Source organism: Streptomyces sp. SudanB182_2057, assembly GCF_964272715.1.
Classification (GTDB): domain Bacteria; phylum Actinomycetota; class Actinomycetes; order Streptomycetales; family Streptomycetaceae; genus Streptomyces; species Streptomyces rubradiris.
In genome coordinates this window covers 251,662-265,454 of record NZ_OZ186798.1, presented here as the reverse complement: position 1 = coordinate 265,454, position 13,793 = coordinate 251,662, and the positions used below count along the sequence as shown (strand labels likewise).

General features: G+C 72.7%; 10 protein-coding genes. 2 read left to right on the top strand and 8 right to left on the bottom strand.

Translation table 11 applies throughout. The features are described 5' to 3' along the window. Positions 1-25: 25 nt before the first annotated feature. From ACSURM_RS00895 to ACSURM_RS00870, 6 genes are all read right to left on the bottom strand, one after another. Complete coding sequence (locus tag ACSURM_RS00895; protein WP_436952450.1) at positions 26-3,769, bottom strand: nSTAND1 domain-containing NTPase; 3,744 nt, start codon at positions 3,767-3,769, stop codon at positions 26-28. A 231-nt stretch (positions 3,770-4,000) separates the two neighbouring features. Next, positions 4,001-5,512, bottom strand: a complete 1,512-nt coding sequence (locus ACSURM_RS00890; protein WP_436952448.1) for a CHAP domain-containing protein — start codon at positions 5,510-5,512, stop codon at positions 4,001-4,003. A gap of 468 nt (positions 5,513-5,980) precedes the next feature. Next, a complete protein-coding gene (locus ACSURM_RS00885; RefSeq protein WP_436952446.1) occupies positions 5,981-7,018 on the bottom strand; it encodes a TIGR03571 family LLM class oxidoreductase in 1,038 nt (345 codons plus the stop codon). A 175-nt stretch (positions 7,019-7,193) separates the two neighbouring features. Next, complete coding sequence (locus tag ACSURM_RS00880) at positions 7,194-8,027, bottom strand: aldo/keto reductase (protein WP_436952444.1); 834 nt, start codon at positions 8,025-8,027, stop codon at positions 7,194-7,196. 359 nt (positions 8,028-8,386) lie between these two features. Continuing rightward, the gene (locus tag ACSURM_RS00875) at positions 8,387-8,812 is read right to left on the bottom strand and encodes a GlcG/HbpS family heme-binding protein (protein ID WP_436952442.1); all 426 of its coding nucleotides are present in this window, start codon (positions 8,810-8,812) and stop codon (positions 8,387-8,389) included. A 58-nt stretch (positions 8,813-8,870) separates the two neighbouring features. After that, positions 8,871-10,127, bottom strand: coding sequence for an MFS transporter (locus tag ACSURM_RS00870; RefSeq protein ID WP_436952440.1), 1,257 nt, complete (start codon positions 10,125-10,127; stop codon positions 8,871-8,873). A 146-nt stretch (positions 10,128-10,273) separates the two neighbouring features. Here ACSURM_RS00870 and ACSURM_RS00865 point away from each other — a divergent pair, with 146 nt between their 5' ends. Further along, positions 10,274-10,747 (top strand): MarR family winged helix-turn-helix transcriptional regulator, encoded by a 474-nt coding sequence (locus tag ACSURM_RS00865; protein ID WP_436952438.1) that lies wholly within the window; start codon positions 10,274-10,276, stop codon positions 10,745-10,747. Here the strand turns inward: ACSURM_RS00865 and ACSURM_RS00860 are convergent. Continuing rightward, positions 10,737-11,591 carry a helix-turn-helix transcriptional regulator gene (locus tag ACSURM_RS00860; RefSeq protein WP_436952436.1) on the bottom strand — a complete coding sequence of 285 codons (855 nt, stop codon included), beginning with the start codon at positions 11,589-11,591 and terminating at the stop codon, positions 10,737-10,739. The two genes, ACSURM_RS00865 and ACSURM_RS00860, sit on opposite strands and share 11 nt — an antisense overlap. 136 nt (positions 11,592-11,727) lie before the next feature. Between ACSURM_RS00860 and ACSURM_RS00855 the strand changes: the two genes are divergently transcribed. After that, positions 11,728-12,582 (top strand): NAD-dependent epimerase/dehydratase family protein, encoded by an 855-nt coding sequence (locus tag ACSURM_RS00855; protein WP_436952434.1) that lies wholly within the window; start codon positions 11,728-11,730, stop codon positions 12,580-12,582. A gap of 260 nt (positions 12,583-12,842) precedes the next feature. Here ACSURM_RS00855 and ACSURM_RS00850 read toward each other — a convergent pair whose 3' ends face one another. Next, on the bottom strand, positions 12,843-13,760 hold the full coding sequence (locus ACSURM_RS00850; RefSeq protein ID WP_436952432.1) for a cupin domain-containing protein: 918 nt from the start codon (positions 13,758-13,760) through the stop codon (positions 12,843-12,845). Positions 13,761-13,793: the final 33 nt, after the last annotated feature.

The following is a 13,793-nucleotide window of genomic DNA, read 5'->3' as shown; positions in this document are numbered from 1 at the left end:
GCGGCGGGACGTGTTCCCGCCGCGCTCACCGCTCGCGGCACGGCGGATCGAAGGGTAACTGCCCGACGTGCCGGCGCCACAGGGACTCGGTGAGGGTCTGTCCGGTGGCGGCGCAGATCCGCGCGGTGTCCCGGCCCGGCCGCAGCTCCCACAGCCGGGTGGTGGTGTCCCAGGCGGCGCTGGCCAGCGTGTGCCCGTCGGGGCTGAACGCCACGGAGACGACCGCGTCGGTGTGGCCGGTGAGCGGCCGGCCGAGCGCCTTGGGGCGGGACCGGTCGGCCACATCCCACAGCCGCACGGTGCGGTCGTAGCCGCCGCTGGCGAGGGTACGGCCGTCCGGGCCGAAGGCGACCGAGGTGACCCAGTCGCGGTGACCGGTCAGCGGACCGCCGTAGCGCACCGGGTGGTCCGCGGCCGTGACGTTCCACAGCACGATGGCGCGGTCCACTCCCGCGGTGGCGAGGGTGCGCCCGTCGGGACTGAAGGCGAGTGCCGTCACCCAGTTGGTGTGCCCGGTCAGCGGCTTGCCCAGGGGCTTGGGCGGGCCGTCGGCGAGTCGCCACAGCCGTACGGTGTCGTCCTCGGAGGCGCTGGCCAGGGTGCGCCCGTCCGGGCCGAAGGCGACCGCGGTGATCTTCCCGCGGTGGCCGGCCGGCGGGTCGCCGCGCAGCGCCGGGTGGTGCGGGTCGGTGACGTCCCAGAGGGCGATCGTGCCGTCCTCGCCCCCGGTGGCGAGGGTGCGGCCGTCCGGGCCGAACGCCACCGCGCCGACCGGTTTCCGGCCGGGGGCCGCGGGCCGGGCGAGCAGCCGGGGGCGCCGTGGGTCGGCCAGGTCCCACAGGTGCAGCGTGCCGTCGTCCCCGGCACCGGCCAGTACCCGGCCGACGGGGGAGAAGGCCAGTGCCCGCAGGGGGCCGCCGGAGCCGGTGAGCCGGTCACCCAGGACGCGGGGGCGGTCGGGACGTGTCGTGTCCCAGGTCTGGACGCCGTTGTTGTCCACGGTGACGAGGAGCCGCCCGTCGGGGCTGAAGGCCGTGGCGGACAGGGCGCCGCCGTGCCCCGGGAGCACCGTGGCGGGCAGGTTCCACAGCCGCGCGGTGTGGTCGTAGCCGGCGCTGGCCAGGGTCCGCCCGTCCGGCCCGAACCGCACCGACCACACACCGTCGCTGTGGTCGGTGAGCGGCTCGCCGAGAGGGACGGGGAAGTGGGGGTTGGCGACGTCCCACAGCCGCAGGGTGTCGTCGTAGCCCGCGCTCGCCAGGGTGGCACCGTCGGGGCTGAAGGCCACCGACCACACGGCCGCGGTGTGGCCGGTCAGCGCCGAACCGAGCGCCTTGGGCCGGCGCGGGTCGGTGACGTCCCACAGCCGTACCAGCGCGTCGTTGCCCGCGGTGGCCAGGGTGCGCCCGTCGGGGCTGAGCGCGGCCTGGTACACGCCCGCGGTGTTGACGGTGATCCGTCCCCGCCGGGCCGGGCGGCGCGGGTCGGTGACGTCCCACAGCCGAGCGGTGCCGTCGACACCGGCGCTGACCAGGGTGTGCCCGTCGAACGTCCAGGCCACGGAGTTGACCTCGTCGGTGTGGCCGGTGAGCGGCCGGCCGAGGGCCCTGGGCCGGTGCCGGTCGGTGACGTCCCACAGCCGGACCGTGTGGTCGTCGCTCGCACCGGCCAGGGTGTGCCCGTCCGGGCTGAAGGCCAGCGCGTTGACCGCCTCCGCGTGGCCGGTCAGCGGTGGTGCCGCGCTGATGGGGCGGAAGCGGTCGGTCAGGTCCCACAGCCGGATCGTCCGGTCGGCGCCCCCGGTCGCCAGGAGGCGGCCGTCCGGGCTGAAGGCGGCGGCGGTGACGGCGGCGGTGTGACCGGTCAGCGGCCGTCCCAGCGGCGCCGGGCGGGTGGTGTCGCGGATGTCCCACAGCCGGACGGTGCGGTCGTAACTCGCCGTGGCGAGGGTGCGGCCGTCGGGGGCGTACACCGCGGACGCGACGATGTCGGTGTGGCCGGTGAGCGGACGGGACAGGGCGCTGGAGCCGTCGGCGACCAGCCGCGTGTACAGATCGGGTGTCGGGCGCAACCGGTAGGCGGTCAGGTCCAGTTGGGCCGCCAGCGAGGTCTGGGTGGCGCGGGCGCCGTCGGCCTCGGCGGTGATCCGGTTGAAGACGGCGGTGTTGCGCTCGGCCTGGGCGGCGGCACGCTGCCGGAAGGCGGCGACCGCGGCGGTCGACGCCAGGATCGCCAGCACCGCCAGCAGGGCGGTGACGGTGCGCCGTAATCGTACGGCCTGACGGCGCTGGCGGGCCGAGGCGGCGAGGAAGGCGAGTTCGCCGGGGGTCAGCGAGCCGCCCGGGGCGGGGAACGCCTCCTCGGCGCGGGCGAGCCGGCTGCCCCGGTACAGCAGGGCCGTGTCGTGGCCGGCGGCCCGCCAGGCCCGGGCGGCCTCGGTCAGGTGGCGGTGGACGCGCAGCCGGTCACGCTCGCTGTCGACCCAGTCGCGCAACCGTGGCCAGGCGGTGATCAGGGCCTCGTGGGCCAGTTCGACCGTGCCGCCGCCCTCCTCGGCCTGACCGGTGGCGCCCTGGGCGGTGAGCAGGCGGGCGCGCACCAGACGCTCCACGACGAAACGGGTCTCACCGGGAGGGCCGGCGCCGTCCAGTTCCGTCCGGTCCACGGGGCGGCGGGTGTCGGGTGCGCCGTCGCCGCCCGGCGCGACCAGGCGCAGCAGCACCCGCCGGGCGAGATCGGCCTGGGACGGTGTCAGGTCCGCGTACGCCTCTTCGGCGGTGCGCGCGATGGCGCCGTGCAGCCCGCCCGCCTCCTCGTAGGCGGCCTGGGTCAGACTGCGGTTCCTGCGGTGCCGCCAGGTCTCCAGCAGGGCGTGGGACATGAGCGGCAGCCCGCCCGGCTCGCCCTCCACGTCATCCAGGACCCGGGCGGTCAGCGGGCGTTCGACGATCAGACCTGCGGCGGTCGCGGGCCCGGTGATCGCTTGGCGCAGTTCGTCGCGCGTCATCGGCCCGACCAGTACGGTGGCGCCCTGCAACGCGGCGGTGAGCCGCGGATGTTCGGTGCAGCGGCCCAGGAAGTCGGCGCGCACCGCGATGACCACGCGCAGCCGGCTGTCCGGTGCCAGGGCGGTGAGCAGCAGATCCGTGAACGCCTCACGCTCCGCCGGATCAGCGCACAGCGTGTACAGCTCCTCGAACTGGTCCACGATCAGCCAGGTGTCGCCGTCGGCCCCGGCCGCGGGGACGAGGCGGTCGCCGTGCGTGGCCAGCGGCCGGCGGCCGGGCGTGAGCACGCGGACGGCGGCGGGGCGCGGCAGCGGCCCCGCGGGATCGCGCAGCCGGGGAATGAGACCGGCGCGCAGCAGCGAGGACTTACCGCTGCCCGACGGCCCGAGCACCGCCGTCAGACGGCGGGCGAGGCACAGCTCGGACAGCCGGCCGATGAGCGCGTCACGGCCGAAGAACACATCCGCGTCCTGCGGCTCGAAACGGGCCAGCCCCCGGTAGGGCGGTACGGCGTCGTCGGCGGCCGCACGCTGCTCGGCCTCCTGCCCGGCGGCCTCCCGCCACTGCGCCTCCCAGTCCCGCGGGTCGCCGCCGCAGGCCCGCACGTACGCCAGGGTGACCGCCAGCGACGGCAACTGCCGCCCGGCGGCGGCCTGCGACAAGGTCGCGACCGAGTACCCGGCGCTTTGGGCCATCTGCCGGTAGGTCGGCCCGCCCGCCTCCTGCCGCAGCTTGCGCAATGCGAACGCGAACCGTTCCACCGGACCCGCGTTCGGATCCAGTGGAGTCTCACGACGACCCATGCTGATCCCGCCCCCGACCTTTCCCGGTTCCCACCGCTCACAGTAGACGCGTCGCGTGGCGTCTCGCAGCACGGTCCGGTTTGTCGGGGGCGGGGCGTACGAGACGTGGTGACGCCCCGCGCGGATGCCGGCGGCAAGCCGTGCGCGGGGCGTTTCCTACGTGGTGGCATCTATGCGGGGTGGTGTCCGTCAGGCGCCCGGCGGGCTGACGTAGCCCGAGATCAGGACGTTGCGGGAACCGGCCCGGTGGGTGGCCGGATTGATGTGTGTCTCGACGACCTTGTCGTTGTAGTTGCCGTTGACCGTGGTGATGGTGCCGTCGCCGTGCACCGCGACCACCACCGAGACGTGGCCGCCGGTCCCGGAACCCGGGGCCCCGTAGACGGCCCAGTCGCCGACGGCCGGGCTGCCGCTCTGCCCGGCCGGCCGGGCCTTGAACAGCCCGCGCTGCTGTCCCCAGGTGCCGAGTGCCGTGGCCACGTACAAGCCGCGCGGAACGCCGGTGACACCGGTGCGTTCCCAGGTCCAGGTGGCGAACATGGCGCACCAGTCGAGGCCGCAGGGGCCGTAGGAGCACCCGTTGTTGGTCGTGCCGAGCCGGCCGCGCGCGATGTCGGCGATGTGCTGGCGCAGGGCGTTGGTGCCGCCGAGGAGGAAAGTGGCGACGTCGGCGCGGTGATCGCCGTTGAAGTCGCCCACCCTGGGCACTTCGGTGCCGACCGCGAAGCTGTCGTGCCACTTCTGTCCGGTGCCGAGGAACTTTCCGCCGTCGGAGGTGGCGACGAAGACGTCCGCCGCGCCACCGCGGGTGAAGGTGACGACATCGTCCTTGCCGTCGCCGTCGAAGTCGCCGACGGTGGGGATCTCAGTGCCGACGGCGAAACCGTCATGCCATTTCCAGGCGTCCTGGACGAACTTGGCGCCGTCGGACAGCGAGACGAAGACGTCGGCGGCGTCACCGCGGGTGAAGGTGACGATGTCGTCCTTGCCGTCACCGTCGAAGTCACCGGTGTCGACGACCTCCCCGCCGATGCCGAAGTGGTTGTGCCAGACGGACGCCGTGCCGAAGCCGTGTCCGTTGGACAGTGCCACCCACACGTCGGCGGTGTCACCGCGCGTGAAGGTCGCGATGTCGTCCTTGCCGTCACCGTTGAAGTCGCCGACGGCCGGGACCTCGTCGCCGATGCTGAAGTGCTCGTGCCATCTCCAGGCGTCCTGGACGAACTTGGCGCCGTCGGACAACGAGACGTAGACGTCGCCCGTGTTCCCGCGGGTGAAGGTGACGATGTCGTCCTTGCCGTCGCCGTCGAAGTCGCCGGTGAGCGGCGTCTCGGTGTCGATGGCGAAGTGGTCGTGCCATTTCCAGCCGTCCTGGACGAACTTGGCGCCGCTGGACAGCGAGACGTAGACGTCTGCCGTGTTCCCGCGGGTGAAGGTCACGGCGTCGTCCTTGCCGTCGCCGTCGAAGTCGCCGGTGAGCGGCGTCTCGTTGCCGACGCCGAAGTGGTCGTGCCACTTCCAGCCGTTCTGGACGAACTTGGCGCCGTCGGACAACGAGACGAACACATCGCCGGCCGGCCCGTCGTCGGCGTGTGCCGCCGGTGCCGTCGCCGTCAGAACGGACAGGAACGCCAGGCAGCTCACGACGGCCGCCGACAGACGGCGCGACAGCCCTGTGCCGCCGCTGGTGCGGATGCGCATGCGGATCTCCCCTCCCGGGTGCGGTTCGCGCTTTCCTGTGCCGACTTCAGCGGCCCGGCCGTTGTTCGGCAGCCCCCGCACCGGGGTGAACAAAGATTCCGGGCGCCCGGCCGGGTAGGCGTGTTCGGAAGGTGGCGGGAGTGCGCTGGGTCTGCGCGACTGCCACGGGCGGACACCAGGGTCGCGCAGTCGCCGTACGGCGGGAGGTTCCGTGTCGGTGGCCGCCGGACTGCCCGGCGCCGCCGGCCTGGAGACCCGTGCCCGCTTCCGCCCGGCCGGCCCCGGCATCCGGCCGTCGCCCGGGGCGGTGCCGAAGACCGACGGGCTGGTGGTCGTCGACGGTCCCGGCACGTCCGGGCTCACGGTCGGCCCGTACGCCGGCTTGAACGCGGCCCGTCTCGCCCGGCGGGGATCGAGCTGTCGTCGTACGACCCGCTGCGCTCGACTCGGCCTTCGCTGCGGCCTTCCTCAGGAGGCGAGCACGCCGGCCGCACCCGTTCCGGTGGTGGTGCCGGGGGAGGGGAAGTGGGGCAGTACGGTCTCGGCGAGTTCGTGGAGGACCTCCTCCACGGGCCGGTCGCCCGGGCGGAGATTGAACGAGACGTGGGCGACACCGAGTTCGCCCATCGCGCGCAGGTGCTCGACGAGGGCGCGACTTCCGGTGCGCAGGCCGAGCCGGATCGGGGTCGCGGCCGTCGCCGGGTCACGGGTGAGGTCCAGTTGCATGGGCGTCAGGTACGGCTTGGGGGCGTCGCCGGTCAGTTCCCGCCACTGGCGTGTCTTCAGGCGCAGAGCTTCCAGTGGGCGTGGGTAGTCGAGCGAGGCGTCCGCGTTATGGGCGATCCACTCGGAAGTCTGCCGGGCATGTCCCGCGACGGCGATCGGCACGGTCGGGCCGGTCGGCTTGGGCAGGACGTCGAGACGGCGTCCGGCCTCGAGGCCGAGTTCGGGCAGTTCCATGCCCGCGCCGTCGGCGTGCCGGGCCCAGGCGGCGTGCAGCGTCTTCACTCCCTGGCGGAAGAGGTCACCACGGGCGTGGAAGTCCTCTCCGAACAGGGGGTATTCGACGGGCCGGTCCCCGCTGGCCAGGCCGAGGACGAACCGGCCGCCGGACAGGACGTCGACGGTGGCCGCGGCCTTGGCGACCAGCAGCGGGCGGCGCAGGGGCAGTACGACGGCCGCGGTGCCGAGCACGGCCCGCCGGGTCACGGCGGCCAGGTGCCCGAGGTGGGTGAAGGTCTCGAAGACCGAGCCGGCGTCGCCGAACTGCTCGGGGTCGTAGAGCGGTACGTCCCGCACCCACAGGCCCGCGAAACCCGACGTGTCGGCGAGGCGGGCCAGTTCGGTGTGGCGGGTCAGGTCGGGGACGCCGAAGGGCGTGCCGGCGGCCTGGCCGGCACGCAGCCGGGTGGCGCCCCAGTCGTTGTCGAGGGGCAGTTCGAGCCCCAGGGTCGGCAGGCCCGCGGGGTTCACGAGCCGGTCCAGGGCGGTAGGAGTGGGGGACATGGCCAGGGGAGCCTTTCAGCGTCGCGAGGAGGCAGGAGCGGTGGGGGCGCGCACGAGGCGGAGAGTGACGGCTCGCGCGGGCGGGGCCTGCCCTCCGCGCCCGCGCGAGCCGGGGCGGTCCGGCGGGGCGGCGCGAAGGGGCGCCGCCCCGCCGGGCCGGCCGGTGGGAACCGGGTCAGTTGAGCTGGTCGGGGTGCGGGCCCGTGCGCAGGTCGCGGTCGAGTCCGGCGATCGCGGTCATCTCGTCGTCGGTGAGGGTGAAGTCGAAGACGTCGAGGTTCTCGCGGATGCGGGCGGGCGTCACCGACTTGGGGATGACGACGTTGCCGAGCTGGAGGTGCCAGCGCAGGACGACCTGGGCGGGCGACTTGCCGTGGCGGGCCGCGATCGTGGTGATCGCCTCGTCCTTGAGGACGGCACCCTGCGCCAGCGGGCTCCACGCCTCGGTGGCGATGCCCAGTTCGGCGTGGACGGCGCGCAGTTCGCTCTGCTGCAGGCCGGGGTGCAGCTCGATCTGGTTGACCGCCGGGACCAGCTCGGAGTCGGCCAGGAGGCGCTTGAGGTGGTCGGGCTGGAAGTTCGACACGCCCGCGGCACGGATCCGGCCCTCGGCGACGAGCTTCTCGATGGCCTTCCAGGACTCGCGGTACAGGTCGCGGGCAGGGGTGGGCCAGTGGATCAGGTACAGGTCGACGTGGTCCAGGCCCAGCTTGGCCAGGCTGGTGTCGAAGGCCCTGAGCGTGGCGTCGTAGCCCTGGTCGGCGTTCCACAGCTTCGTGGTGATGAACAGGTCCTCGCGGGCGATCCCGGAGTCGGCGAGGGCGCGGCCGACGCCGGACTCGTTCCCGTAGATCGTGGCGGTGTCGATGCTGCGGTAGCCGGCCTCCAGGGCGGAGCTCACCGCGGCGGTGGTCTCCGCGTCGGGGACCTGGAAGACGCCGAAGCCGAGCTGCGGGATCTCGACGCCGTTGTTGAGGGTGACGGTGGGGATGCTGCTGAGCGGTGCCATTGCTGCGAATGACCTTTCAGACGGTACGGGTTGTACGGGGGTATGACAGACGGTCTGGGCGCTGATGCGTCCGTCGCGGAGGACGAACGTGTCGATGCCGTCGGTGACCGTGGGTGCCGGTGGTGGCGCTCCACTGAAGGAACAGCACGTCACCGGCGAACTTGTGGGGCCGGCTGCCGATCGGCGTCCGGCGGACTGGCGAGCAGGGCGCTGATGCCCCGTCGTGCTCCCTCGCCTCCCGTGGGGGCTCCTGGGGGGCGGGGAAGACGGCGTCCTCGGTGTAGTGCTGGCTGATCAGGTCCGGGTCGCCGGTGCCGAGCCGGTTGCCGTGGTCGGCGAAGACCTCCTGCCGGTACGGCTCACCGGGCGAGCGCGGCGGTGGCGAAGCCGTGGTCCTGCTCGGGGGCTCCGCCGCCGACACCGATCGCGCCGATCAGCCGGCCGTCGCGGTGGACGGGGATGCCGCCGGCGATGAAGAGCAACGGCTTGTCGAGGGCGGTGGGCAGCGAGTGGAACGGCCCGTCGGGCCTGACCAGGTCGGCCAGGTCGGCGGTGGGGGCGTTGAGTTGCAGCGCGGTGTACGCCTTGCGGGTGCTGGTCTCGCCGGAGATCAGGACGCTCCGGTCGTCGCGACGGAAGGCGAGCAGGTGGCCGCCCGCGTCGAGGACGGTGACGCTGACCGTGACGTCGGCGGCCTCGGCGGCGCGCCGGGCGGTGTCGATCAGCAGCTCGGCGTCCCGTGTGGTCAGCGGGGCGACAGGGGCCGCTGCGGGAGTGGTGCTCATGAGGGGTTCTTTCACGGAGGGATGTGTCGGGGATCTCGGGGACAGGAGTGGGGGCGGGTCAGACTGTTTCCGGGGTGGGCTCGGCCGCTGCGGACCCGGTGACGGTGCCCGTTCGGCTCGATGCCCCGGCGCCCGGCGAGGGCGATCGGCGCGCGACGCGGCTCGCCGTACGGCTGCGCCGGTCCAGGCGGGCCGCGAGGAGGGCGAGCAGCAGCGCCGTTCCGGAGAGGATGGCGCCGACCCAGTTCGGGGCGGTGAAGCCGAGGCCCGCGGCGATCACGACACCGCCGAGCCAGGCGGCGAGGGCGTTGCCGAGGTTGAAGGCGCCGATGTTGGCGGCGGAGGCGAGGGTCGGTGCGGCGGCGGCCTGGTCGAGCACCCACTTCTGCAGCGGCGGTACGGTCGCGAAGCCGAGGGCGCCGATCAGGGAGAGGGTGATCGCGGCGAGGATCTTGTCGTGCGCGGTGGCCGTGAACAGCAGGAGGGCTGCGGTGAGGGCGGCGAGCGCGGTGAAGAGCATCGGCATCAGGGCGCGGTCGGCGAACTTCCCGCCCAGCAGGTTGCCGAGGAACATGCCGATGCCGAACAGGACGAGCAGCCAGGTCACGGCGCCTTCGGTGTAGCCGGCGACCTCGGTCATCATCGGCGTGATGTAGGTGATCGCGGCGAACACACCGCCGTACCCGAGGACGGTCATCGCCATCGCGAGCCAGACCTGGACGTTCCTGAAGGCCGCGAACTCGCCGCGGACGCTCACCGACTCCGGGCGGCCGGTCCCGGGTACGAGCTTGGCCACGCCCAGCAGGCCGATCACGCCCAGCGCGGCGACGAGGGCGAACGTGACGCGCCAGCCGGCGGCCTGCCCGATGTAGGTGCCGCCGGGGACGCCGACGATGTTGGCCACGGTCAGTCCCATGAACATCAGGGAGATCGCGGAGGCCTTCTTCTGCGGGGCGACCAGGTCGGCGGCGACCACGGAGCCGATGCCGAAGAACGCGCCGTGCGCGAGGGAGGCGACGATCCGGCCGGTCAGCATGAGGCCGAAGCCGGGGGCGGCGGCGGACAAGGCGTTGCCGGCGATGAACAGGCCCATGAGGAACATGAGCATCTTCTTGCGGGAGACCCGGGTTCCGAGGACCGTCAGCAGCGGGGCGCCGATCACGACGCCGAGCGCGTAGCCGGAGACCAGATAGCCGGCCGTCGGGATACTGACGCCGAAGTCTCCCGCGACCTGGGGCAGCACACCCATGATCACGAATTCGGTGGTGCCGATCCCGAAGGCCCCGATGGCAAGGGCCAGGAGCGCGAGAGGCATGGGAGTACCTTCCAGATGATTGCGTGAAGCGACTACGTCTCAGGACAATAATTGCAGGCGCGGGGTAAATGCAAACGAAGGCAATCGCTGTGCGCATTAGTCGTCGTGTGCAACTATTATGGGGATGGTCCGACGAAGGAGACCCGATGACCGCCACCGCCCCCGCACTCACCGGCCTGGCCCACGGCTGGTGTGCCCTCTCCTTGCTGCACGGTCGGATCGAGTCCCACCTGGAGCACGCCCTCCAGACCGGACACGGCCTGAGTGTGCGCGAGTACTCCCTGCTCGACGTGCTCAGCCGCCAGCGCGACGGAGAGGGCGGTCACCTGCAGATGAAGCAGGTCGCCGACGCCCTCGTCCTCAGCCAGAGCGCCACCACCCGCCTGGTCACCCGCCTCGAGGCCCGCGGACTGCTGGCCCGTTATCTGTGCCCCACCGACCGCCGGGGTATCTACACCGACGTCTCCGGGGAGGGCCTGACGCTCCTCGAGCAGGCGCGCCCCACCAACGAGGCCGCACTGCGCCAAGCCCTCGCCGAAGCCGCCGAGGACCCGCGGCTCGAGCCCCTTGTCCACACGGTCGAGGCCATCCGCACGCCGGCGGCGATGGCTACGGCGTGATGCTCCGCGGCGTCAGGTCCTGCAAGCCCACCACCCGCAGCAACCGCAAGCGCTCGTACGACTCCGTGCCCGGGCGGGCCGTGTGGATGACGAGTTGCTGGTTGTGGTCGGAGTTGACGAGGACCTCGCAGTCGAGTTCGAGGACACCGATCGCAGGATGCCGGAATCGTTTCGTGGTGGCGCGGCGTACGGCGACCTCGTGTTCGTTCCAGAGGCTGGCGAACTCCTGGCTCGCGGAGCGCAGTTCGGCGACGAGGCCGGCGGGTTCGGGGTCCGTGGGTCGGGCCGAGGCCACCGCCCGCAGGCCGGCGACGTGCTCGCGGGCGCGCACCGGGCGGTCCTCGGGCGGGAACAGCTCCTGGACCGACGGGTCCAGGAAGAAGCGGCGGATCATGTTGCGTTCTCGGGGCGGGCGGGCGAGGGCGTCTCCGCTCAGCGCCCGCGACAGCGCGTTCTGGGCCAGGACCTCGCCGCAGTCGGTCACCACGATCGCCGGGGTGTCGTGCAGCCGGTCCAGCACCAGGAGCAGGCCCGGGCGCACGTGCGTGCTGGTCACCTCACGGCGCGGCGGTTCCTGACCGGTGAGGTGGAAGAGGTGGTCGTGCTCGTCCTTGGTGAGGCGTAGGGCGCGGGCCAGCGCGGTGAGCATCTGGCGGGACGGGCGCGGGCCCCGGGACTGTTCCAGCCTCGTGTAGTAGTCCACGGACATGCCCGCCAACTGGGCCACCTCCTCGCGGCGCAGCCCCGGCGTACGGCGGCGGGCGCCGGCCGGGAGGCCCACGTCGGAAGGGGCCAGGCGGGCACGAGCACGGCGCAGGAAGTCGGTGAGTTCGACTCGGTTCACCTCTCCAGGGTGCGGGACCCCGGCCGGCTTATCCAGGGACTGCCGATCCCCTGATGCAGAGGTCTCTGCCGGTCGTCCCCGCATCCGCCGACGCTGGTCTTCGACGGCAGACGACACAGTGCGTGAGGAGCACATCATGCTGACTTTGGTGACCGGTACGACGGGACAGGTCGGACGCCGCTTCGTGCCGCGGCTGCTGGCCCAGCGGCAGCCGGGCGAGCAGGTGAGGGTCCTGGTGCGGGACGCGGCTCGTGGCGAGCGCTTCGCGGAGCTGGGCGCCCAGGTCGCCGTAGGAGACATGCGCGACGCGGAGACTCTCGGGAAGGCGCTCGCCGGCGTGGACGCCGTGGTGAACGTCGCCGCCTCCTTCCGCGGGGTGCCCGACGAGGAGGCGTGGGCCGTCAACCGGGACGCCGCGGTGGCCCTGGGCCACGCCGCGCAGGCCTTGGGCGTGGAGCGGTTCGTGCAGGTCAGCACGAGCAATGTGTACGGCGTCGGACGGGGCCGCCCGCTGACCGAGGAGGACGAGAGCCGGCCGGGCGGCGCGTTGTGGGGCGCCTACCCCGAGTCCAAGGCCGAGGCCGAGCGCGAACTGCTCGCGCTCAAGGGTCTGGACGTACGCATCGGACGGCTCCCCTTCGTCTACGGCGAGGGCGATCCGCACCTTGCCAACGCGTTGCACTGGGCCGTCCGCTGGGCACCGCACCAGCGCCTGCAGATGGCCCACCACGCGGACGTCGCCCAGGGCCTGCTGCGTCTGCTGTACGCGCCGGGTATCGCCGGCCGGATCTACAACATCGCCGATGACGCCCCCGTCACGACGGTCGAGCTGTACCAGCTCAACGGCGTCGAGGTGCCCGCCGGGCTGCAAGAGAACACGGACCCCGACCCGTGGTTCGGGATCACGTCCAACCAGCGCATCCGCCGGGAACTCGGCTTCCGGCCGATCTACCCGAGCGTCTGGACGGCCCGGGACGCCGGAGCCCTGTGACGGGTCACTGAGCGGGGCAGTCCATCCCGGTGATCCCCGGTAGCCGCGACACAGCGCTCTGGGGCGGCCCGCACCTTTGCCGCCCTGGGCTACGGGGCCTTATAAGCACCCCTTGGCAGACCCGGCGGACGAGCCTGCGGCCCCTTGTCACCCGAACGGCCGCGCCCCGCGAGCCGGTCGACCCGGCCCGCATCGGCTGGCGCGTCGCGCGGCGGCAGGCGAAGGGGACCCGACTGGCGCTGACCTCTCCCGAGCCCGGATCACTCGCGAAGTCGAGCACGGTACTCGCCCGGGGCGGTGCCCCGGGCACGTCTGAAGGCGCGGCTGAATGCGTGCGGAGAGGCGTATCCGACCGCGCTGGAGATCGACTCGACCGGCTCATCGGTATCGCGGAGCCGGACGGACGCCAGATCGATGCGCCACTGCGTCACGTACGCGCCCGGCGTCTGTCCGAGGGCGGACCGGAAACGTCTGGACAGCGTCGCCCGGGAGACGCTTGTCGCGGCGGCCAGGGTCTCCGTGGTCCAGGGGTGTTCCGGCTGGGCGTGGACATGTGCCAGAGCGTCGCGCACGACCGGATCACGCATCGCTCCCAGCCATGAGCCGGACCGCTCCTGCGGGTGGCGGGCCAGCCAGGCGCGTACGAACTGGACGAGCAGAAGGTTGACGATGCTGTTGATGGCGGCGGTGGTGCCGATCTGCGGCTGTGCGAGCTCGGCGGCGAGAAGTTCGACGGTCCTTCCGAGCTGCGCGTTCTCCCGGGCTGTGACGTGCATCGGCCGAGCGAGGCCGGTGAGCACCGGTGTGCGCACCTCCGGGTCCTGCTCGTAGTGCAGGACGATCACTTCCGTCTGCACGGGCGCCGAACCCAGACGCAGGGCCCTGCCATCGCCAATGGCTTGGGCCGCCTCTTCCCGGTCGCAGGAACCCATTGTCACGCCGGCGCTGCCGGCGATCCCGTGTGCGGTGCCCGGCGACACCAGGACGGCGTCTCCGGCCTGCACCCGAAGAGGTTTCTCGCCTGTGACGTGGAGCCACATAGTGCCACGGGACACCACGTGCAGCGTCGCTCCTGGGAAGGAGTCCAGGCACAGGCCCCAGATTCCTCCGGCCCGCAGCACGACCCCGAGCGCCCCACGCGCACCCGAAACTCGTAAGACCTCCGCCAGCACGTCCATGGGCCCATTCTCGTCCACCGTCACGAACCGCCG